Origin of the sequence: Meiothermus sp. Pnk-1, assembly GCF_003226535.1 — a bacterium.
Taxonomy (GTDB): domain Bacteria; phylum Deinococcota; class Deinococci; order Deinococcales; family Thermaceae; genus Allomeiothermus.
In genome coordinates, this window is the sequence record NZ_QKOB01000002.1 from 168,740 (window position 1) to 188,027 (window position 19,288).

Sequence of the window (19,288 nt, forward strand, 5' to 3'; positions counted from 1 at the left end):
CGGATGCAGCGGATCCGTGCGCTATACGATCCCAAAGCCGACCCGGCCCTTCGCCGGTCGGCTTTGCTGGGTCTATATGCCCTGGCGCCGCTGCCCAACCTTCTGCTCGCGGTGATGGTTTGGTTGGTGGCCCACCGGGAACTCCAGCTCCCCGGTTGGGCGGGGGTGGGGTTGGTGGGGATTGGCCTGAGCGCGTACGTATGGGTTCGACGGCGCGTGCGCCAGCTCGACCCCAAGCGTTCCGGTTACGCCGTAGCCAGAGGGTTACTGGAGGCCGCCTCTTTGGGCACCTTTTTGCTTCTAGCGGCGCTGGCGGTGGCTTTCGGGTTGGTGGGCTGGGGGTTGCTGCTGCTAGGGATGGGGCTAGGGGGGTACTTGTTGGCCCTATCCCGCGCGTTGGATGCGCCGTAACCAGCCTTTCCACCAGCGGCGAGGGCGGAGGAGTTCCCGGATGGCTGGAAGGGCCGCCGCGATGCGTTCCTGCCCCAGCCGGTAGATGTACTCGGCCTGGCGCGTGTCGAAGGTCTCGATGGCCCGAGGAGGATCTAGCCGGATCACCAGATCGGCTTTTTCCAAGGCGAGCTGCAACAGCCGCCGTCGGGAGGCTTCTCCGGCTTGCAGCGCGGCCTCGAGGGCGGTTTTGGGTTCCACGGGAGGATAGGGGTTAGAGATATCCACCGCTAACACCGGCCCTGGGGCGAGGGAGCGGGCTACCGTCACGGGAACCTTTTCTGCCACGTCTCCGTCCACCAGAAGCCGCCCGTCCCAGACTACTGGGGGGAAAACGCTGGGAATGGCACTGCTGGCTTTAACAGCTTCCCAGACCAGACCTTCGCGAAGGGCTACGGCCTCGCCGGTGCGCAGGTCGGCGGCGACCAGGGCTAGGGGAATCGGGCTTTCCTCGATCCGCCGCTCGCCGAAAAGTCGGGCGTAACCGCTGCGCAACCCGGCCCCCTCGGAGAGGTGGGGTTTGCGAAGAAAAGCCACCAGCCGGGCCATCTGCCGCAGGGTTCCGGCCTGCACCAGCCGTTCCACATCCGGGTCGTAGAGGGTTTGCAATACCAGCTGCGGGTCGAGCGGCAGATCAAAGGCGTACATGGCCGCGGCCAAGGCCCCGGCTGAGCTTCCCGCCAGCGCCCGGATAGGGATGCCCTCCCGGCGGAGGGTCTCGAGGATCGCCAGGTGGGCGATACCGCGGACACCCCCCCCTCCTAAGGCCAGGACCAAACCCATATCTTCACTGTATCAGCCGGCGGCCCGTACACAACTCACCCCGGCTGGAGTAAGTTAGGCCTATGCACTGGGATCATGTACCTGGGGTCTTGGGGGAGATCATCCGGCGGCGCTGGGAGGAAGTGGCGCCCCGGGTCGGCTCGCCCCTGGCTGAACCGCCCGCGGTTCCCTCCTTTACCGAGGCCTTGGCCCAACCTGGTCTATCCTTGATCGCCGAGGTCAAACGCAAAAGCCCCTCTCAGGGAGACATCGCCCAACTCGATCCGGCGCAAGTCGCCCGTCAGTACGCCGAGGGCGGGGCTCGAGCCATCAGCGTGCTGACCGAGCCCCACTACTTTGCGGGTTCCGACCAGGACTTGCGGGCGGTGCGGGAGGCGGTGAGCTTGCCCATCCTGCGCAAGGACTTCACCGTGCATCCCTATCAACTCGCCGAGGCCCGCAGCTTAGGGGCTTCGGCGGCGCTGCTCATCGTGGCGGTGCTAGGTGAGGAGACCGCGGGCTTCCTCGAGGCTGCCCGCCAGGCCGGAATAGAGGCCCTGGTAGAGGTGCACGACGAGGCTGAGCTGGAGATCGCCCTAGCGGCGGGGGCGACCCTCTTGGGCGTCAACAACCGCGACCTCGCCACCCTCGAGGTCGACCTTGAAACCGCCCCTCGCTTAGGTCGTCTGGCCCGGCAGCGCGGCTACTCGGGTTTGTTGGTGGCCGAGTCGGGGTATGGGCGGGCAGAAGAACTCATCCCGCTGAAGGGGATTTTTGATGCGGTATTGGTAGGAACCAGCCTGGCCCGTAGCGGTGGATGGCGCCAAGCCGCCCTCGCCCTGATGGGTCGGGGGGGATGCTAACCGGGGCCCGAGGAAGCGCTATCGTGAGCAGATCATTAGCCCCATGAAGCCCCACCTCAGCCTGCTCGGCCCACCGACCCTTACCCTCAAGGGAAAGGTTGTTGAGCTTTCCCAGCGCAAGGCGGTAGCCTTGGTGGCCTACCTGGCGACTCGGCGGGAGCCGGTGGAGCGTTCGGTCTTGGCTGGGCTTTTGTGGGAGGGGGACGAGGAAGCGGCGCGGAGAAATCTACGGCAAGAACTCTTCCGGCTCAAGGGCTCGGTGTTCGAGCCCTTGCTCAAGCAAACCCCCCAGACCCTGGCCCTAGGCGAAGTGGACACCGACCTCGAGGCCTTCCTGGGCCACCTGACCCGGGGCGAGTGGGCGAAGGCGGCGGGGATCTGGCGGGGGGGGTTCTTGTGCGGCTTCGAGGTGCGGGGCGGCGAGGCCTTTTTGGATTGGCTCTTGCCCGAACAGGAGCGCTGGCAGGGGCTGTACCGCGAGGCTATGCTGGGCTGGGCCCGCAGCCGCGAGGCTGCCGGAGCCTACCACGAAGCGATAGAGATCTACCGGCGGCTGCTGGAGGCCGACCCTTACCAGGAGCAAGAGCAGCAGGCGGTGATTCGGCTTTACGCCCTTTTGGGCGAGACTCCGGCGGCGCTGCGGCAGTATGAGGGTTACCGTGAGGTACTGCGCCGGGAGTTCGGGGTGGAACCCTCTCCTGAGACCCAGGCCTTGTACCGCCGTTTACGTCAGGGCAAACCCCTAACCGAAGCGGAAGGCTTTTCGTTGCCTCGCGCGCTGAACGAGCCGCCGCTGGTGGGCCGGGCCGAGGACTGGATGTGGCTTGAGGCCAACCTGTGCTCGGGAGTGTTGTTGTTGGTGACCGGCGAGCCCGGGGTGGGGAAGAGCCGTTTGACCCAGGAGTTCTCCCGGCGGCGGGGCCGGACGCTCGTCGTGCGGCAGCGCGAGAGTGGTCGGAGGCTTGGCTTTAGCGGGTTTATCGAGGCCGTACGGGTGGCGCTCGAGCAAGGCTGGGATCCGGCGGGGATGGAGGCCGCTTGGCGGGACGAGCTGGCCTGGTTGGTCCCTGAGTTGGCCGGCAGCCTCGAGGCGTCCTTTCGCCGCGAGCGCCAAGAGGGGTGGCTTCGCGAGGCTGGCCGGGTGAGGTTCAAAACTCGTCCCTCCCGCTCGGCCAAGTCGCACCTCTTCGAGGCCTTGGCCCGCTTTGTACAGAACTGGGTGGGGCCAGGCGGGATCTTGCTGTGGGAGGACGTACATTGGGCCGACGAGTCCAGCCTGGAGTTTTTGCCCTACCTGGTGCAGCGTTCGGGAGGGTTAGGGTATATGGTGCTGGCCACGGCCCGCCCTGAAGAGCGGCACCCGGCCCAACTGCGGGCCGTTCTTCAGGAGCTCAAGGCGGAACAGGCGCTAAGGGTTCGCGTTCTACGGAACCTCGAGGTAGCCGAGGTGCTCGAGTTGATCCGCCACCTCTCCGGCCAAGAATCGGGGGGCAGCCTCTTTTCCGAGCGGCTGCACAAGAGTACCGGAGGGAACCCCTTTTTCCTGCTCGAAACGCTGCGCTTTTTGTTCGAGCAGGGGCTATTGCGGGTGGGAGAGGGGAGCTGGCGCACCCCCTATGACGCCTTCACCGCCGACTACCATGAACTCCCGGTCCCGCCCAGCGTACAGGGGGCGGTGCTGAGCCGCTTCCAGCACCTCACCGAGGGGACTTCGCCGATGCGGGAACAGGCCCTGCGGATCGCCCAGGCGCTGGCTTTGGCGGATCAGCCCCTCAGCCTCGAGGCCCTGCGGGATTTGCTTAGGGAGGGGTCGCCAGCAGACAACGCTCTGCTGGCTGCGCTGGACCAGCTGGTGCAGGCCGGGTTGGTGCGTGCGGGCTCGGATTCGCCGGGTGGGGTAAGGTTCAGCCTAAGCCACGAGCTCTCCCGCCAGGCTATCCTGGCCGCGATGCCCGAGACCACCCGGATGGGCTTTCATGCCCGCTTCGTCGAGCTGTTGCGGATCTCGGGGGCCCCTCCTGAGCGCTTGGCCCTGCACCTGCACCTCGCAGGCCGACCGCGCGAGGCGGCCCAGGCCTATCTCCAAGCGGCGCGCGCGGCCCGCTCGGGGCCGCTGGCCACGCAGGCCCTCAGCTACTACGCCGAAGCCCGGAGCCTGCTCGGAGAGAACCTCAGCCCGGCAGATTCCTTCGCGTTGCTGGCCGAGATCGCCGAACTCAAGTTGATCTTGGGAGAGAACCCCCGGCGCGAGGTGCACCAGATGGAGCCGCTGGCCGCCGAGCTGGGCAAGGCCGCCCAGTACCGGTTGCGCCTTTTGGAAGCGAACGCGGCGGTGCTGAGCGGGGTTGTGGAAGAGGGCATCCTCTCGGCTCGGCAGGCCCTCGAGCTGGCCGAAACCCCCCTCGAGCGGGGCCGAGCGCTGTTTCGGCTGGCCTGGCTGGAATACCGCGGCGGCGATCCCGACGCCCAGCTCGAGCCCTTGGAACAGGCCATACAAGCTTTTCATGAGGCGGGCGAGAGGGGCCTGGAGGCCCAGGCGGTGCGAAACCTTTCCGGCTACTGGTTGCGCTTGGGCCAACTCGAGGCTTTTGAGGCTGCCTACGGCGAGGCTTTGCGGCTGGCCGAGGCGACCCAGGATCGCTACTTGCTGCGCCGGCTGATGGCCGACCGGGCCAATGTGGACTGGGTGAAGGGGCGCTATGGCCAGAGCCTGGCGGCGGGGGAGCGCCTTTTGGCCGAGGCCCGCCAGACCGGCGACCTCTGGGCGGTGTGGGATGCCTTGCAGGTACAGGCCCTCAACGCCAGCGTGTTGGGGCTCGACGAGGGGCTCGAGCAGGCCCTGCAGGATTCGCTCAGGGAAGCCGAGGCCGCCGGGGCCTGGCGCGACCGGGCGGTGTTGCGGAGCGACCTGGGGGCTGGGCTGATGGCGATCAACCGCCTGGCCGAGGCCCGCGAACACCTCTCCATCGCCCTGCGTGAGCTACAGGAACTCGGCGAACGAGCCCGCTTGGGGCATACCCTTTTCGCCTTGGGGTGGACCCTTTTGGATTCGGGAGAGCCCGAGTTGGCCGAGGCTTACCTAAGCGAAGCCGCCGACTTGTGGGGAGAGCGCAAAGAGTGGCGCCACCGGGCGCGCTCGCTGGCGGCGTTGGCCTTGGCCCGCTTACGCTACGGGAACCGCGCCAAAGCCCGCGAGGCCGCTCAGGAGGCCATGCGCTACCTCGAGGACTGGGCCAAAGGGCTTTTCGACCTACCGTTGGTGCTCTACGCCTACGCCCGCGCCCTGGGCGACCACGAGGGGCGGCCCTATCTAATCCACAGCCAGCGGGGGATACACGAACTGGCGGCGGCGCTCGAGCCCACCCTGCGCGAGCGCTTGCTGGCCAACCGTTTCGTAGCCCATGCCCTGGGTAAATGACGGGGATTTAGCGCCCTAGATGTTACGAACGTCCCACGTCCGCAAGGCGCGGGGTTGTACGTGAGAATCTACCTGGGGCCTTGGCCCAAAGCGCCGTCCAGGGGAGCACGCACAGCAGATTGCTGAACAGCGGGGTCTGCCGAATACCGAGTCGAGGCCGGGAGATATTCCCGGCCTCTGGAATGAGCTTGGGTTTAGAAGCGCTCGGCTACCTTGTCCCAGTTGATCACGTTCCAGATCGCCGCCAGATATTCGGGCCGGCGGTTTTGGTACTTGAGGTAGTAGGCGTGCTCCCACACGTCGATGCCCAAAAGTGGGGTGTCGCCTTCCATGAGGGGGGAGTCCTGGTTGGCGGTGCTGTAGATTTTCAGCTTGCCGCCCTTGTCCTTCACCAGCCAGGCCCAGCCCGAGCCAAAGCGGGTGGCCCCGGCTTGGGTCAGCTGCTTCTTGAACTCATCGAAGCTGCCAAAGGTAGAGTTGATGGCCTCGGCCAGCTTGCCGGTAGGTTCCTTGGCCCCGCCGGGGGTGAGGATGTCCCAGAATAGGGTGTGGTTGTGGTGGCCGCCGCCATTGTTGCGCACGGCGGTGCGGATGTCCTCGGGCACCTCGTTGATCCGGCGTAGCAGGTCCTCTAGCTCCCAGCCGTGGAGCTCGGGGTGCTTTTCCAAGGCGGCGTTGAGGTTGTTGACGTAGGCCAGGTGGTGGCCCTGGTAGTGCACCTCCATGGTTTTAGCGTCGATGTGGGGCTCGAGGGCATCCGCGGCATACGGGCGTTCGGGCAACTTGAACGGGTAACTCATGCTTTCACCTCCTAAAGGGGTACTCTATTACCGGTCTTCCTATCAAGTTGTGAGCCAATGCATATCTACGCTTGATTTCTAGCCTTCGCTGGGCTTCGTCATCTCTATTGGCACCACCCAGCGGTCGAACTCCTCCTCGCTCAAATAGCCCAGCGCCAGGGCCGCTTCCTTGAGGCTGGTGCCCTCCTTGTGGGCTTTCTTGGCGATGGCGGCGGCCTTGTCGTAGCCGATGTGGCGGTTGAGCGCGGTGACCAGCATCAGGTTCTTCTCCAGGTTCTCCCGGATGCGGGGCAGGTTGGGCTCGAGGCCCACCGCGCAGTGGTCGTTGAAGGCCAAAGAGGCATCGCCCAGGAGCTGGATGCTGGTGAGGACGTTGTACACCATCACCGGCTTGTAGACGTTGAGCTGGAAGTTGCCCTGAGTGCCGGCGAAGGCCACCGCTGCGTCGTTGCCGAAGACCTGCACGCAGACCATGGTCAGGGCCTCGCTCTGGGTGGGGTTGACCTTGCCGGGCATGATCGAGGAGCCGGGCTCGTTCTCGGGGATGATGAGTTCCCCGATGCCGTTGCGCGGACCAGAGGCCAGCCAGCGCACGTCGTTGGCCATCTTGAAGAGGGCTCCGGCCAGGGTGCGCAGCGCGGCGCTGGTGGTCACCAGGGCGTCGTGGGCGGCGAGCGCGGCGAACTTGTTCTTGGCCGAGACGAAGGGAAAGCCGGTTTCCTTGGCGATGTAGGCGGCGCAGAGGTCGCCGAACTTGGGGTGGGCGTTGAGCCCGGTGCCCACCGCGGTCCCGCCGATGGCCAGCTCGTACAACCCCCCCTCGGCGTGGCGCACCTGCTCGAGGCCGTAGTCGATTTGCGCGACCCAGCTCCCGATCTCCTGACCCAGGGTGATGGGGGTGGCGTCTTGCAGGTGGGTGCGGCCCACCTTGACCACGTCCTGGTAGGCTTCGGCCTTGGCCGCCAGGGTGTCGCGCAGCCGCTTCACGTTGGGGTAGAGCTGGCGGTGCAGCTCCTCTACCACCGCGATGTGCATGGCGGTGGGGAAGGTGTCGTTGGAGGATTGCCCCCGGTTGACGTGGTCGTTGGGGTGGATGGGGTCCTTGGAGCCCAGCACCCCTCCTGCAAGCTCGATGGCTCGGTTGGCGATCACCTCGTTGGCGTTCATGTTGCTCTGGGTGCCCGAGCCGGTCTGGAAGACCACCAGCGGGAAGTGCTCGTCGAGCTTCCCGGCGATCACCTCTTCGGCGGCCCGTACGATGAGCTCGGCTTTGTCGCGGGGCAGCTCGCCCAGCTCGGCGTTGGCCAAGGCGGCGCTTTTCTTGAGGATGCCCAGCGCCCGGATTATGCTCCGGGGCATCTTGAAGCGCTCTACCCCAATAGGGAAGTTTTGGATGGAGCGCTGGGTTTGGGCCCCCCAGTAGCGGTCCGCCGGTACCTTTACCTCGCCCATGGTGTCTTTTTCGATGCGGTAGCTCATGGCGCACGTATTCTACCCTGGTAAGGCCATCCACACCTTGCCTGTCCGCCCTCGTGTACCATGGGGCGGATGTACGACTTGGTGATCGTCGGAGCGGGGCCGGTGGGCTTGGCGGCGGCCATCGAGGCCAAGCGGGCCGGGCTCGAGGCGGTGGTGCTGGAAAAGGGTACCCTGCTTGAGACCATCTACCGCTGGCCGCGCGAGACGGTCTTCTTCAGCGAGGCCAAAAACCTCGAGATCGGAGGTCACCCTTTTCCCTCCCTGGCCCCCAAGCCTACCCGCCGCGAAGCCTTGCAGTACTACCGCCGGGTAGCGGAGGTAGAGGGGCTCGAGGTCCGTACCTATACCGAGGCGACGGGAATCGCCGGTCAAGAAGGGAATTTCACCGTTCGCTACCACGACCGGGAGGGGGAGGGCAGGATGTCGGCCCGGTTCGTCCTGGTGGCCACCGGCTATTACGGCAATCCCAACCGGCTCGGCGTGCCGGGCGAGAACTTGCCCCATGTCCGCTACGGGATCGAGGAGACCCTGCCTTACTGGAACCGCGAGGTGGTAGTGCTGGGCGGCTCAAACAGCGCGGTGGAAACCGCCCTTGACCTATATCGGGGTGGGGCTAGGGTCACCGTCGTCCACCGCGAGAGAGAGATTCGGCCTAGCGTCAAGTACTGGCTCAAGCCCGACTTCGAGAACCGGGTCAAGGAGGGGGCGATCCGCCTCATCCTGAATGCCGAGGTGCGGGAGATTACCCCCAACGAAGTGAGGCTTGTGGAGCGCTCGAGCACTCAGGCGTCTCTTACCCGCCTCCGCGCCGACTTCGTGGTCGTGCTGATTGGGTACCGGGCAGTGGACCAACTTTTGCGCCAGGCGGGAGCCCGTTTTGGCGGGGAGAGCGATGCTCCCTTGCTCTCCGAGGTCTTCGAAACCTCGATTCCCGGCTTGTTCGTGGCAGGTAGCGCAGGCTTTGGCCACGACACCCGCACGGTCTTTATCGAAAATGGCCGGGAGCACGCCAAAATCGCGGTTAGAGAGATCGCCCGGCGGACGCAGGAGGTGCCGCGATGACCTCGGCGGAGGTGATCCGGATCCTGGGGCTGAAGCCGCATCCCGAGGGGGGCCACTACATCCAGACCTTCAAGTCTCCGCTCCTCCTGGAGGCGCGGCAGGGGCAGCGGGCAGCTTCCACCGCGATTTACTTTTTGCTCGAGGCTGGGGATTTTTCCGCTTGGCACAGGGTTTGCTCGGACGAGGTATGGCATTTTTATGCAGGGGGCGGGCTCGAGCTGCACCTGCTGAGCGAGGAGGGGGTATACAGCAAGGTTCGCATGGGTTCGAACCTCCTGCAAGGGGAGAGGCCTCAAGCCGTGGTTCCGGCGGGGGTCTGGCAAGCGGCGTGCCCGGTGGGGAATTATGCGCTTGTGGGCTGCACGGTGGCTCCCGGGTTTGAGTTTGCGGACTTTGAATTGCCCTCCCGGGAGGAGCTGGGTCGGCGTTTCCCTCAGCACGCCGAGCTCATCGCGCGCCTGACCCGCTAAGCGCGGAAAACCTTGCAGCTTAGGCCGGGAGGTTGTAAGGCTGGCTTGACACGGTATACCAAGCCCGAGTAGACTCCCTCTCAAGGTGATTCGAGCTTACGCCAGCATTATTAGCCTATCCCTAGCCCTAGTAGTAGCGGCTAGGGGGGGCTTGGTGCAGCGATAAGCCAGCAGAACACCATAGACCCCCCGCTCGAGCGGGGGGTTTAGGTTTGAGCAGACGGGGAGATCTTATGAACGGAGCGGCGGCAATCCTCAAAGCGTTAGAGAAGCAAGGGGTGACCACCATCTTTGGGCACCCTGGGGGCACCATCATGCCTACCTACGATGCCCTTTACGACTCTCCCATCCGGCATATCCTGGTACGGCACGAGCAGGGCGGAGTCCACGCCGCCACTGCCTACGCCCGCGCCAGCGGCAAGGTGGGGGTGGTGATGGCGACCTCGGGGCCGGGGGCGCTGAACCTGGTCACCGGGCTACAGGACGCGCTGATGGACTCCACCGCCGTCGTGGCCATCACCGGCAACGTGCCCCAGGCGCTCATCGGTACCGATGCTTTCCAGGAGGCCGACGTCTGCGGCATCACCCAGCCGGTCACCAAGCACAACCTCCAGATCCGCAACGTCAACGATATCCCGCGGGTGATTGCCGAGGCTTTCTACATCGCCTCCACGGGCCGCCCGGGGCCGGTGCTGGTGGACGTTCCCAAGGACGTGCAGCTCGCGCCCTTCAACGGTAGCTTCGATGTAGAGATCGACCTCCCCGGCTACAAGCCCACTTACAAGGGGCACCCCCGCCAGATCGAGCGGGCGCTCGAGGCCATCGAGAGGGCCAAAAAACCCGTCCTGATGGTGGGCGGCGGGGCCCAGCACGCCGCGGCCGAGATCCTCGAGTTTGCCGAGAAGACCGGCATCCCGGTGATCCCCACCCTGATGGGGCTGGGGGCTTTCCCCGGCACCCACCGGCAGTTTCTGGGCATGCCCGGCATGCACGGCTCGGTGGCGGCCAACTGGGCCATCCACAACGCCGACACCATCCTGGCCATCGGCCTGCGCTTCGATGACCGGGTGACCGGCAAGGTCTCGCGCTTTGCCCCCAACGCCCACACCATCATCCATGTCGATATCGACCCTGCCGAGATCGGCAAGCTGGTGAACACCGCCATCCCGGTGGTGGGCGACGCCCGGTGGGTGGCCGCCGAGCTGGCCAAGGGGGCCAAGCGGCTCGCCATCGCCGAGTGGTGGCAGCAGGTGGACGAGTGGCGCACCAAGCACCCCTTTAGCTGGACCCCCAAGCCCTACCTGCAAAGCCAGGAGGTTATCCACGCCTTCTGGGAGGCTACCGGTGGCCGGGCCATCGTGACGAGTGGGGTGGGGCAGCATCAGATGTTCACCGCGCAGTTCTTCAAGTTCGACCGGCCCCGCTCCTGGATCAACTCCGGCGGGCTGGGCACCATGGGGGTAGGCCTGCCCTTCGCCATCGGCGCGGCGCTGGCGAGGCCCGGCGAGCTGGTCATCGACTTCGACGGCGACGGCTCCTTCCAGATGACCCTGCAGGAGCTGGCCACGGTGAAGAAGTACAACCTTCCCGTCAAGATCGTTCTCCTCAACAACGGCTTCTTGGGCATGGTGCGGCAGTGGCAGGACCTCTTCCACGCCCGGCGCTACAGCGAGGTCTACCTGGCCGACTCTAACCCCGACTTCGCCAAGCTGGCCGAGGCCTACGGCATCAAGGGCGTGACCTTGGAGGATAGGTCCCGGCTGGCCGAGGCGGTGCGGGAGGTGCTGGCGCACGACGGCCCGGTGCTGCTCGATTGCCGCGTGCACCACGAGGAGGGCGTCTTCCCCATGATCCCTTCGGGCGGGGCCGCCGAGGACATGATCATCGAGAACCCGCGCGAAGCGGTGGAGGCCGGAGACTGACCGGTAGACAGGAGAGTTCATGCGACACGTGGTTTCCGTTTTGGTCCAGGACAAGCCCGGCGTCCTGCAACGCATCGCGGGCCTGATCGCCCGCCGGGGCTTCAACATCGAGTCGCTGGCGGTGGGGCGCACCCACCAGGAGGGGCTCTCGCGCATCTCGCTGGTGGTGACCGGAGACGACCGGGTGCTCGAGCAGGTCGAGAAGCAGCTCAACCGCCTGATCGAGGTCATCAAGGTCACCGACCACTCCGAGCCCCACGTCGAGCGCGAGCTGGCGCTGGTCAAGGTGGCGGTGCCGGGCATGGAGGAGCGGCTGGAGATCAAGGACATCGCCGAGGCTTTCCGCGCCCGCATCGTGGACGTGGCCCGGAGGTCGATCATCTTCGAGCTCACCGGCGACTCGAGCAAGGTGCAGAACTTCATCGAAGCCATGCGGCCTTACGGGCTGATGGAGGTCATGCGCACCGGGGCGGTGGCCCTTTCGCGGGGCGAGAAGACCTTGAAAGTACGCGAGCGAAAGGAGGCCGTGTAAGGGCGCGGTTATCCGCGCCTTATCGTTTATGCCTCGAGCCCTTCAGGAAAAATCCACCCCCGAGCAGATCCGCGCCCGTTTCGACGCGGACGTGGAGCGCTTCTCCAACCTCGAGACCGGCCAGTCCGCCACCATCGACGCGCCGCTGGTGCTGGAGTTGTTGGCGCAGACCGCGCTGGCCTTGGTGCCTGAGCCTAAACGCCTCCTCGACGTGGGTTGCGGCGCCGGGAACAACACCTTGAAGATCCTCCAGCGTTACCCTCATATTGCCTGTGACCTTCTCGACCTGAGCGCTGCCATGCTCGAGCGGGCCAGGGAGCGGGTTTCCCAGGTAACCGATGCTCCGCTTCGCACTTTTCAGGCGGACTTCCGCACCGCGCCGCTCGAGGACGACGCCTACGACCTGATCGTCGCGGCGGCGGTGCTCCACCACCTACGCGACGAGGCCGACTGGGAGGCCGCTTTTGCCAAACTCTACCGCATCACCGCGCCGGGCGGAGCCCTGCTTGTCTCCGACTTGGTGACCCACGCCCACCCTGCCGTACACGCCCTGATGTGGAATCGCTACGGGCAATACCTGACAAACCTGGGAGGAGAGGCTTACCGCGAAAAGGTGTTCGCTTACATAGACCTCGAGGACTCACCCCGCTCCCTCGGCTTCCAGATGGAACTGCTGCGGAGGGTGGGCTATCGCGAAGTGGAAGTGCTGCATAAGAACAGCGTGTTCGCGGCGTTCTATGCGCTGAAGTAAAGGGAGGTTGCTTGTGAAGATCTATTACGACTCCGACGCAGACTTGGGCTTCATCAAGGACAAGACCGTGGCCATCCTGGGCTTCGGTTCGCAGGGCCACGCCCATGCGCTAAACCTGCGCGACTCGGGCATCCGGGTAGTGGTGGGGCTGCGCCCCGGCAGCCGCAACGAGGCCAAGGCCCGGGGGGCGGGGCTCGAGGTGCTCCCCGTCGCCGAAGCGGTGAAGAAGGCCGACGTGGTGATGGTGCTGCTTCCCGACGAGACCCAGGGCAAGGTCTACCGCGAGGAGATCGAGCCGGCCCTCAAGGAGGGCGCGGCGCTGGCCTTCGCCCACGGCTTCAACATCCACTTCGGCCAGATTAAGCCCCGGCCCGACCTCGACGTGTGGATGGTGGCCCCCAAGGGCCCCGGCCACCTGGTGCGCAGCGAGTACGAGAAAGGCTCGGGGGTGCCCAGCCTGGTCGCCGTCTACCAAGACGCTTCCGGCTCGGCCCTGCCCACCGCGCTGGCCTACGCCAAGGCCAACGGCGGCACCCGCGCCGGGACCATCCAGACCACTTTCAAGGACGAGACCGAGACCGACCTCTTCGGCGAGCAGACGGTGCTGTGCGGCGGTCTGACCCAGCTCATCGCCGCGGGCTTCGAGACGCTGGTAGAGGCCGGGTACCCGCCCGAGATGGCCTACTTCGAGTGCCTGCACGAGGTCAAGCTCATTGTGGACCTGATCTACGAATCTGGGTTTGCGGGGATGCGCTACTCCATCTCCAACACCGCCGAGTACGGCGACTACACCCGTGGCCCGATGGTGGTGAGCCGCGAGGAGACCAAGGCCCGCATGCGCGAGGTGCTGCGGCAAATCCAGCAGGGCGAGTTCGCCCGGGAGTGGATGCTAGAGAACCAGGCCGGCCAGCCCGTGCTCAACGCCAACCGCAACTACTGGAAGAGCCACCCCATCGAGGTTGTCGGCCCCAAACTCAGGGCCATGATGCCCTTCCTCAAGTCGCGCTTCTCCAAAGAAGAGGTAGCTGGGGACTGAGCCGCGCGCCATACGCTGCATGTTACGCACCCCAAGGCGTATGACGTGGCACGTAAGACGTACGACCAAACCAGGAGGTTTCCATGCGCCACATCCGAATCTTCGACACCACGCTTCGGGACGGGGAACAATCCCCTGGCGTAGCCCTTTCGCTGCAGCAGAAGCTCGAGATCGCCCACGCCCTGGCCCGGCTGAATGTGGACATCATCGAGGCGGGCTTCCCGGTCAACGGGGCTAGCGAGTTCGAGTGCGTCTCCCGCATCGCCCGCGAGGTGCAAGGGCCGGTGATCTGTGCCCTGGCCCGTACCCACAAGCTCGACATTGAGCGGGCGGCGGCGGCGCTCGAGCCCGCCGAGCGGCGCCGCATTCACGTCTTCACCAGCGCCAGCCGGGTGCACCTGGAGTACATGCTCAAGAAGACGCCCGAGCAGATCCTCGAGCTCACCGACGAGATGGTGCGCTATGCCCGGCAGTTTACCGACGACGTGGAGTTCAGCGCCCAGGACGTCATGCGCGCCGACTTCGACTTCGTGCTGCGCCTCTACGACGCCGCCATCGCCGCCGGGGCCACCACCATCAACATTCCCGACACCACCGGCTACGGCACCCCGCCGGAGTACGGCGCCCTGATCAAGCGCATCCACGACGAGGTAGTACGCGGGCGCGACGTGCACATCTCCGCCCACTGCCACGACGACTTGGGTATGGCCACCGCCAACAGCCTGGCGGCGGTGGAGAACGGCGCGACCCAGATCGAGTGCACCGTCAACGGCATCGGGGAGCGGGCCGGCAACACCGCTTTGGAAGAGGTGGTGATGGCGCTCTACGTCCGCCGCGACCACTACCAGGCCGAAACCCGGATCAACACCCGCGAGATCTACCGCATCAGCCGCATGGTCGAGCGCTACACCGGCATGGTGGTGCAGCCCAACAAGGCCATCGTGGGGGACAACGCCTTCGCCCACGAGTCGGGCATCCACCAGGACGGGGTGATCAAGAACAAGGAGACCTACGAGATCATGAACGCCGAACTCGTAGGCCGCGAGGCCGCCGTGCTGGTGCTGGGCAAGCACTCGGGCCGGGCCGCGGTCAAGAAGGCCCTGCACGACTTGGGCTACGAGCTCGACGAGGGCCAGATGCAGACCGTCTTCCAGCGCTTCCGCGAGATCGTAGACCGCAAGGGCCCCATCTCCACCGAGGAACTGCGGGCTTTGGTGGAGAGCGAGACCGCGTCCAGCGCGCACCTCTTTACCATCGAACAGCTGCAATTCTTCTCCGGCTACGGCATGCTTCCCACCGCCACCGTGCGCCTGAAGACCCCCAAGGGCGAGGTGACCACCACGGCCATCGGCGATGGGCCGGTAGACGCGGTTTACAAGGCGCTCGCCGAGGCCATCGAGATTCAGCCCGAACTCGAGCTCTACCGCGTGGAGGCGGTCACCGGCACCACCGAGGCGCTGGGCGAGGTCACGGTCAAGCTCAAGCTGGGCGAAGTCATGGCCACCGGCCACGGTATCTCGCCCGACATCATCGAGGCTTCGGCCCGCGCCTACCTCGATGCGGCCAACAAGCTGGTGGCCGGGCAGGCGGCCAAGCACCCGCCGAGCCTGGACGAGGTGCAGACCAAGGGCGTAGAACGCTAGTGGAGATGAACCCATCTCGCATGCTGGATGACCTCAAAGCTACCGTCCTTCGCATGGAACAGCGCTTGGATGCTCTCCAAGACGTGCGGATTGAGGAACTCATGAGGGCTTACCGCGAGCTGGTGCCACGCTTCGAACGGGACCTCGAGGACGAGCGCGACCGGCTCCTCTCGCGCGGCGCTGCGTTGATGCTGGTGCAGCAGGTATGGAAGGGCAGGCAGTGATCCGCCCGGCCCGCGTGGGCGACGCCCCTGCCATCGCCCGCGTCCACGTGGACTCCTGGCGCGAGACCTACTCGGTGTCGGGGGAAGAAGCTGATGGAGTGGGCGTACGGTTGGCGCGACCCGAGGGGGAGTAAGACGTGATCGAAATTCTAGATACCACCCTACGCGACGGCACCCAGGGGCAGGCTGTGAGCCTCTCCAGCGACGACAAGGTGGCCATCGCCCGGCGGCTGGCGGCCTTTGGCGTGCCGCTCATCGAGGGCGGCTGGCCGGGGTCGAACCCCAAGGATGCCGAGTTCTTCGCCCGCATGAAGGGCGTAGACCTAGGCCAGACCCGGCTGGTGGCCTTCGGTTCGACCCGGCGCAAGGGGCTCCGTCCACAGGACGACCCGTCGGTGCAGGCCATGCTGGAGGCCCACACCCCGGTGGTCACGGTGGTGGCCAAGAGCTGGGATTTTCACGTTGCCGAGGCGCTCGAGGTGAGCCTGGAGGAGAACCTGCGCATGATCGAGGAGACCTACGCCTACCTGGTCGCTCAGGGCCGGCGGGTCATCCACGACGCCGAGCACTTCTTCGACGGCTTCAAGGCCAACCGGGGCTATGCCCTGGCGACGCTCGAGGCCGCCGTGCGGGGCGGGGCCGACACGCTGTGTCTGTGCGACACCAACGGCGGCAGCCTGCCCGAGGAGGTCGCCGAGATCACCCGCGCGGTCGTGGAGGCTTTCCCGGGTGTTCGCATCGGCATCCACCCCCACAACGACGCCGAGCTGGCCGTGGCCAACGCCCTGGCCGCCATACGCGCCGGGGCCACCCACGTGCAGGGCACCATCAACGGCTACGGCGAGCGCTGCGGCAACCTCAACCTCACCAGCACCATCCCCAACCTGATCCTCAAGTACGGGCTCGAGCTCGAGGGCATCGGCCGGGAGAAGCTCGCCGAGCTGCGCGAGGTCTCGCACTACGTGGACGAGCGGGCCAACCTCACGCCCAACATCCGCGCACCCTACGTGGGCGACGCGGCCTTCGCCCACAAGGGCGGCATCCACGTCTCGGCGGTGCTGAAGAACCCCCGCACCTACGAGCACGTGCCCCCCGAGGCGGTCGGCAACACAAGGCGGGTACTGGTCTCCGACCTCTCGGGCCGCAGCAACCTGCTGGCCAAGCTGGCCGAGGCCGGGGTGCAGGTGCCCAAGGAGACGGCGGGGGCGCTGTTGGAAGAGGTCAAGCAGCTCGAGCACGCCGGCTACTCCTTCGAGGGCGCCGAGGCCAGCTTCTACCTGCTGGCCCACCGGCTGCGCGGGGGAAGGTTGCCTTTTGAGGTGCTGGGCTTCAGCGTCTTCATGCACGCCAACGACCACCGCCCCGACACCCCTACCTGGGCCGAGGCCACGGTGCGGGTGAGGGTGGGGGAGAGCGTGCAGCACACCGCGGGGGAGAGCGCGTTCGGTCCGGTTTCAGCGCTCGACATCGCCTTCCGCAAGGCGGTGCAGGCCTTCTACCCCGAGATCGGCGAGATCGAGCTCACCGACTACAAGATGCGCATCCTGAGCGGCCAGGAGATGGGCACCGCCAGCGGGGTGCGGGTTGTGATCGAGATGCACCGCGCCGGAGAGCGTTGGACCACCGTGGGCGCCAGCCGCAACAGCCTCGAGGCCTCCCTCAAGGCCCTCACCGACGGCTACGCCTACGCGCTGGTGAAGGTCCAGCCAGTGCCGCAGGATTGATCCCTCCACCGAGGTCGGTTTCTTGCACGTACGGCCGCAGATGGTTAAGCGCGGGCCTTCTTCGCCGCCCATACCAGCCGCACGAAGCGGATCAGCCGGGGGAAGCGCCCCCAGCGCTTGCGATCCAGCCCAACCCTGAGCAACCACTCGATGTTGAGGCGTTGTGCCCACACGGGCACCCGCCTGACCTCGCCGGAGAGCACGTCCAACACCCCGCCGACGCCGATGGCGACCTTCGCACCCAGGTTCGCTTTGTTGCGGTGGATGAAGGTGTCTTGCCGCTCGCCCATCCCTACCAGCAACAAGTCCGGCTGGGATTGGCGGATGGCCTCGAGCACGGCGGCTTCGTCCTGGAAATAGCCGTCTTGGGTGCCCACCACCTGGATTCCCCACTCGCGCCGGGAGCGTTCGGCGGCTTTTTGCGCGATCCCCGGTCTTGCCCCGAGGAAGAAGACCCTTAGGCGAGGGCCGAAGCGCTTGAAGAGTTCGACCGTCAGGTCGGCTCCGGTGACCCGCTCCTCCAGCCGCTTTCCCGTAAGCCGCTTGGCGGCCCAGAGGATCCCTACCCCGTCCGCAGTGACCAGCTCGGCCTCGAGGATGGCCCGCCGAACTGCTGGGTCGGATTGCGCCCGCACCACGATCTCGGGGTTGAGCGTCAGGACTTGGCGAGTGGGGCCGGACGTTTGCAGAAATCCCTCGATGACCTCGAGGGCCCCGCTCATGTTGACCAGGTCCAGGGGAAGGCCCACAAGGCTGATCCGCTCAGGCTTCATCGCTGCCCTCCAGTGCGGTAAAAGCATAGGCGATACGGTCTTTGGAGAGTCCGTAACGGGAAGCTTCCAGCAGCCGGGTTTCCTGCAACAGCGGAACTACCCGATCGAAGCCGATCAGGCTGGCCAAGGCGATATCCTCGTCGCGGCCCATGCGGTGCAGGCGCTGGCCCTCCCCACTCCCGAACAGGGCTTCTTGTGGGTCGGGGAAAAGCGAGAGCAGGTGGGTGGCCAGGGAAGCTCCCTGCATGGTGGTGAACGAAAGGGCCTGCTCGAGCCGTTTGGCGAAAAACCCCGCGGCTAGCATGTTCGCTTGGCTGGGCTCGCCCGATCCGGCGGATTGGGGGTCCCCGAGGGTTTCCGCCGCGCAGATGAGGGCCACTTCCTCCCTGGCCAGCCGGGGAACCGCGGCGAGCAGGGCCTTGGCGTTGCGGAAATGTCCCAGGACAGCCCGCGGGGCCTGGAAAGCCAGCGCTCTGGCCAAGGAAGGGGCGTGGACAACGCACCGAAGCCCACGCATATCGGCCGATTCCAAATCCCTAAAGCTCAGCCCGCGGTGGAATCCCTCGGGGGGGATCCCCTCCTGCTCTCCCAGCAACACGTCGCCGGGTTCGGCCAGGAGACGGGCCGAGCGGAGGCTAGGAGCCACCCAGACCTCGCGGGCTCCCCGAGCCAGGAGCAGGCTCACTGCGCTCCCGGGAAAAACGTCTACCACCACCGCTAGGTCGGGGTAAGTCGGGTTAGGGCTCAGATCTACCCGTAGGCGCACGGCGGCATTATATAAGGGGCATACGTCACGTCGTCGTGCCCCAAGCGATGGGCTTACGACGCCGAGGGCGCTCAACTGCGCAGCAGCAAGGTCGGCCCTTCTTCCATGGGCGGCAAGTCGTCCAGGCTTTGCAGACCAAAGGTGATCAAAAAGCGTTCGGTAGTTCCGTAGAGCTTGGGCTTGCCCAGCGCGTCTTTTTCCCCTACCACTCGTACCAGCTCGCGCTCGAGGAGCCCATCTAGCACCCCTTCGGCGCTCTTGCCCCGCAAAGCTTCGATCTCGGCGCGGGTCAGGGGTTGGTGGTAAGCCACGATGGCTAGGACCTCGAGCGCGGCCCTGGAGAGCTTGGGGGGAGTGGGGCGGAGCACCTGCTCCACCGCCGCGAGGTGGCGAGGGTGGACCACCAGCCGCCAGCCTTGGGCCACGTACTCCAGGCTGACCCCGGTGTCGCCGCTGGAGAGCTCGGCGGCCAAGGAATCGAGCGAGCGTAACAAGGCGTCCTTGGGGTAGCCCAGCTTGGCGAAGTCCTCGAGGGTCAGAGGCCTCCCCGCGGCAAAGAGCAGGGCCAGGAGGGTGGGACGGAGCTCGTGCATGGTGACTGTACTGCAGGGCC

At 66.0% G+C, this 19,288-nt stretch carries 19 protein-coding genes; 13 read left to right on the forward strand and 6 right to left on the reverse strand.

Annotated features, from left to right (window positions below; genetic code table 11):
- The first annotated feature begins 3 nt into the window (after positions 1 to 3).
- Positions 4 to 411 carry a hypothetical protein gene (locus tag DNA98_RS03600; protein ID WP_110525862.1) on the forward strand — a complete coding sequence of 136 codons (408 nt, stop codon included), beginning with the start codon at positions 4 to 6 and terminating at the stop codon, positions 409 to 411.
- On the opposite strand, the gene DNA98_RS03605 is transcribed toward DNA98_RS03600, so the two are convergent.
- Positions 385 to 1,233, reverse strand: coding sequence for a patatin-like phospholipase family protein (locus tag DNA98_RS03605; protein WP_110525865.1), 849 nt, complete (start codon positions 1,231 to 1,233; stop codon positions 385 to 387). The two genes, DNA98_RS03600 and DNA98_RS03605, sit on opposite strands and share 27 nt — an antisense overlap.
- 62 nt (positions 1,234 to 1,295) lie before the next feature.
- On the opposite strand from DNA98_RS03605, the gene trpC reads away from it, so the two are divergent.
- Both trpC and DNA98_RS03615 read left to right on the forward strand, forming a co-directional pair.
- Positions 1,296 to 2,075: an indole-3-glycerol phosphate synthase TrpC gene (gene trpC, locus DNA98_RS03610; protein WP_110525868.1), complete on the forward strand. Its 780-nt coding sequence runs from the start codon at positions 1,296 to 1,298 to the stop codon at positions 2,073 to 2,075.
- 43 nt (positions 2,076 to 2,118) lie between these two features.
- Positions 2,119 to 5,493, forward strand: a complete 3,375-nt coding sequence (locus DNA98_RS03615) for a BTAD domain-containing putative transcriptional regulator (RefSeq protein ID WP_110525872.1) — start codon at positions 2,119 to 2,121, stop codon at positions 5,491 to 5,493.
- Positions 5,494 to 5,687: 194 nt separating this feature from the next.
- On the opposite strand, the gene DNA98_RS03620 is transcribed toward DNA98_RS03615, so the two are convergent.
- Complete coding sequence (locus DNA98_RS03620) at positions 5,688 to 6,293, reverse strand: superoxide dismutase (protein ID WP_110525875.1); 606 nt, start codon at positions 6,291 to 6,293, stop codon at positions 5,688 to 5,690.
- A gap of 78 nt (positions 6,294 to 6,371) precedes the next feature.
- Positions 6,372 to 7,772: a class II fumarate hydratase gene (gene fumC / locus DNA98_RS03625; RefSeq protein WP_110525878.1), complete on the reverse strand. Its 1,401-nt coding sequence runs from the start codon at positions 7,770 to 7,772 to the stop codon at positions 6,372 to 6,374.
- 69 nt (positions 7,773 to 7,841) lie between these two features.
- On the opposite strand from fumC, the gene DNA98_RS03630 reads away from it, so the two are divergent.
- From DNA98_RS03630 to cimA, 10 genes are all read left to right on the forward strand, one after another.
- Positions 7,842 to 8,834 (forward strand): YpdA family putative bacillithiol disulfide reductase, encoded by a 993-nt coding sequence (locus tag DNA98_RS03630; RefSeq protein WP_110525881.1) that lies wholly within the window; start codon positions 7,842 to 7,844, stop codon positions 8,832 to 8,834.
- Entirely contained in the window at positions 8,831 to 9,304 is a 474-nt protein-coding gene (locus DNA98_RS03635) for a cupin domain-containing protein (RefSeq protein ID WP_110525884.1), read from the forward strand. Before DNA98_RS03630 ends, DNA98_RS03635 begins: the two co-directional genes overlap by 4 nt.
- Positions 9,305 to 9,537: 233 nt before the next feature.
- On the forward strand, positions 9,538 to 11,226 hold the full coding sequence (gene ilvB, locus DNA98_RS03640) for a biosynthetic-type acetolactate synthase large subunit (RefSeq protein WP_110525887.1): 1,689 nt from the start codon (positions 9,538 to 9,540) through the stop codon (positions 11,224 to 11,226).
- Positions 11,227 to 11,245: 19 nt separating this feature from the next.
- Positions 11,246 to 11,758, forward strand: a complete 513-nt coding sequence (gene ilvN / locus DNA98_RS03645) for an acetolactate synthase small subunit (protein WP_110525891.1) — start codon at positions 11,246 to 11,248, stop codon at positions 11,756 to 11,758.
- A gap of 28 nt (positions 11,759 to 11,786) precedes the next feature.
- The gene (locus tag DNA98_RS03650; RefSeq protein ID WP_110525894.1) at positions 11,787 to 12,509 is read left to right on the forward strand and encodes a trans-aconitate 2-methyltransferase; all 723 of its coding nucleotides are present in this window, start codon (positions 11,787 to 11,789) and stop codon (positions 12,507 to 12,509) included.
- A gap of 13 nt (positions 12,510 to 12,522) precedes the next feature.
- The gene (gene ilvC, locus DNA98_RS03655; protein WP_110525896.1) at positions 12,523 to 13,545 is read left to right on the forward strand and encodes a ketol-acid reductoisomerase; all 1,023 of its coding nucleotides are present in this window, start codon (positions 12,523 to 12,525) and stop codon (positions 13,543 to 13,545) included.
- 83 nt (positions 13,546 to 13,628) lie between these two features.
- On the forward strand, positions 13,629 to 15,188 hold the full coding sequence (locus tag DNA98_RS03660) for a 2-isopropylmalate synthase (protein ID WP_110525899.1): 1,560 nt from the start codon (positions 13,629 to 13,631) through the stop codon (positions 15,186 to 15,188).
- A gap of 5 nt (positions 15,189 to 15,193) precedes the next feature.
- Positions 15,194 to 15,412 carry a hypothetical protein gene (locus tag DNA98_RS03665; protein WP_129865625.1) on the forward strand — a complete coding sequence of 73 codons (219 nt, stop codon included), beginning with the start codon at positions 15,194 to 15,196 and terminating at the stop codon, positions 15,410 to 15,412.
- Positions 15,394 to 15,546 carry a hypothetical protein gene (locus DNA98_RS17890; protein ID WP_174719994.1) on the forward strand — a complete coding sequence of 51 codons (153 nt, stop codon included), beginning with the start codon at positions 15,394 to 15,396 and terminating at the stop codon, positions 15,544 to 15,546. Before DNA98_RS03665 ends, DNA98_RS17890 begins: the two co-directional genes overlap by 19 nt.
- A 3-nt stretch (positions 15,547 to 15,549) precedes the next feature.
- Positions 15,550 to 17,136, forward strand: a complete 1,587-nt coding sequence (gene cimA / locus DNA98_RS03675; protein WP_110525905.1) for a citramalate synthase — start codon at positions 15,550 to 15,552, stop codon at positions 17,134 to 17,136.
- A gap of 44 nt (positions 17,137 to 17,180) precedes the next feature.
- Here the strand turns inward: cimA and DNA98_RS03680 are convergent, their stop codons facing one another.
- The 3 genes from DNA98_RS03680 to scpB form a co-directional block, all read right to left on the reverse strand.
- Positions 17,181 to 17,909 carry a WecB/TagA/CpsF family glycosyltransferase gene (locus DNA98_RS03680; RefSeq protein ID WP_110525908.1) on the reverse strand — a complete coding sequence of 243 codons (729 nt, stop codon included), beginning with the start codon at positions 17,907 to 17,909 and terminating at the stop codon, positions 17,181 to 17,183.
- Entirely contained in the window at positions 17,899 to 18,675 is a 777-nt protein-coding gene (locus DNA98_RS03685) for a 2-phosphosulfolactate phosphatase (RefSeq protein WP_110525911.1), read from the reverse strand. Before DNA98_RS03685 ends, DNA98_RS03680 begins: the two co-directional genes overlap by 11 nt.
- 71 nt (positions 18,676 to 18,746) lie before the next feature.
- Positions 18,747 to 19,268: an SMC-Scp complex subunit ScpB gene (scpB, locus tag DNA98_RS03690; protein ID WP_110525914.1), complete on the reverse strand. Its 522-nt coding sequence runs from the start codon at positions 19,266 to 19,268 to the stop codon at positions 18,747 to 18,749.
- Positions 19,269 to 19,288: the final 20 nt, after the last annotated feature.